The sequence below is a fragment of the Mesorhizobium sp. M7A.F.Ca.MR.148.00.0.0 genome, assembly GCF_003997735.1.
In the GTDB taxonomy this organism is placed as follows: Bacteria; Pseudomonadota; Alphaproteobacteria; order Rhizobiales; family Rhizobiaceae; genus Mesorhizobium.
Genome location: NZ_RZTB01000252.1, coordinates 1 through 2,183 on the forward strand (window position 1 = coordinate 1; position 2,183 = coordinate 2,183).

Below are 2,183 nucleotides of genomic sequence, written 5' to 3' on the forward strand. Positions count from 1 at the left end.
GTGCCCGCTGGTGGAGCGCGAGAGTGTGAGGGGGGTGGGGGAGTGACTGCCAACCCCGACCGCTATCGCCCACCAGAGATAACTCTAAGGCGCGTCGCGGCTAAACGGATTCAGACGACGCGCTTTACAGTAAGCTGATCCGGCGGCTGCCCGAATCCTTCCTTCGTGAAGTTGACTTTGGCGTCTTCGCTCATTGTCATACCAAGGTAAGCACGACGTTGTTGACCAGATCAGTGATGACGTCGTCCGCCTGAGATTGCTGGATAGTCACCTGTGAGGGGTGGGCCGCCATGTTCCTCTTCTTCAGCTTCTCTCGAAGGATTTCGGTGGTGTTCTTGGATATCAGCGAGGCCGTTTGACAGATGTCGACAACCTCTGCCTCCTTCAGCTCCTCGAAATGCTCGATGGATGAGATCGAGATGCCGGTCTTCTTAGGGAAGCGCCGAGTGATGGCAGCATTGAAGTCCGTAAGACGTGCCGCGTTGGCAAGGATCCATCGTAGGAGATGATCGAACGCGAGGTTCCACGACATGACGATGCAGGCGCGGAACGCCTCCGCTCGGTAGCAGGCCAGCGCTTCCCGCAGGAAGGCCCGTTCGGCGATATCCGGTAAGCGGTCAGGAAGATCGGACAGAAGCTTGCCGACCCGTATGACGGTCTGATGCACGCCGTATTTCTTGTCGAGATCGAAACGCACGTTGCGCGCCAGCCGATATCTGCTTCGCTCCTTGAGGAGCTCCGGCGGCTTCGTGGCGGCCATGCGCGGCAGGTACACCGAAACGTCTGGTGACGTCAGATGAAGCTGCTTGAAGCAGGCTCTGATGGCTTCGTTGTCGAAAGACGCCAGCGTCTTGTGGACGTGGAGATACCATCCGAAGACCTTGATCTTGTCCTTCGCCGAAAGCGCGTCGAATCCATCGACCTGCTGCACGAAATCAGCAAGGAGCATCAATCGCCGCCCGAGAGCATCGTTTCGACCTCGGCGATGCCCAGATGGTTGATGGCGTAGTGTCCCTTCTCGGGCGAGGTCATCAATTTCGCGAACTTCAGATCGCGCAGCGGCTGCGAAAAATCAGGGATGTTCACCGACCATTTAAGAGTCCGAAATCCCGTATAGATGTGTGCGGCCGTCACCGCCGGCGTCTCCCGGTGTTCCTTGAACCAGGCGGCTATGAGCAGGTAACGCTTAACGTTGCTCTTGGGATTCGCCCCATGCACATAGCTTGCGAGAGACGTCGCGGATGTCATGTCGAGTTCGAGGACTTCCGGGGCAGGCTTGGCGGCGCGCTGCACTTTCGGCCGCAGCGCTCGCACAGGCGTATCGATCTCCACGACCTCGGCTTCTTCCATATCGTCCTCCGCGTCGATCTCGGCCTCTCGGGCGACCGCCTTGACGCTCGGACCGGCGATGCGCTGGGTGGTCACGGGAGCGGATGTCTTCAGGGCGTTTTGGATCGCCTGGGTGATCTGTCCGATGTCTCCGTCGGCGATCTCCGCTTCGACCATTATAAAGCGTATCTTGGAGGTTCCGCCGGTCTTTCCTGTCGTGCCCTTGGCCATGCAATTCTCGCTAGATTGATTCAGGGGAATCACTGCAACCAAGGTATCTGGTTCTGGCCAACTTACAGCATCTCAAATCCTTGCTCTTCACAGATACTTCACAGGATTCGACGCGCATCCTGCGATTTTTTTGCGCCCCCCGTTTTCGGACGACTGACAGATCAATAGGCGCGCTAAAAAAAAACCGTCGAGCATGGCATTTAAATTGCGATGCTTCGCCTCCAGTTAGACTTGGTCGCCCGCACCGCAATTCCACTAGATTTCTTATCTGAGGCCGACAAAGTACATATTTGCGAGCCATGCGAACCGGCGAGATCACAAAGCGATCTGAAGGTTTCAATTCACGTCGCCACGCGAAATATTAAAGCTCAGCCGCGAAAGCGCCCCAGAGCTACAAATCCATCAACTAACTGACTTCGTTAGATGTTATGGAAACTAGCGTCCGCAACCAAATTGACACTGAGCGGCCATTTCACGCGGATGCCAAGCCGGCATGGTTCATATGCCAAGCCATTCGCAAGGATGGCAAGCGTCTGCCCTTCCCGAGAGATGGGTGACAGTTCATTCTGGATAGATGGGTTACACTTTCGGCCCTTTGCAAGGAGAGCAAGGTGCCTTGGAAG

2 protein-coding genes are annotated in these 2,183 nt (G+C 56.3%); both read right to left on the reverse strand.

Annotation, left to right across the window (positions count from 1 at the left end):
- Nucleotides 1–196: 196 nt before the first annotated feature.
- Entirely contained in the window at nt 197–949 is a 753-nt protein-coding gene (locus EOB49_RS33660) for a hypothetical protein (RefSeq protein WP_127383478.1), read from the reverse strand.
- A complete protein-coding gene (locus tag EOB49_RS33665) occupies nt 949–1,560 on the reverse strand; it encodes a hypothetical protein (RefSeq protein ID WP_127383479.1) in 612 nt (203 codons plus the stop codon). Before EOB49_RS33665 ends, EOB49_RS33660 begins: the two co-directional genes overlap by 1 nt.
- Nucleotides 1,561–2,183 lie beyond the last annotated feature (623 nt).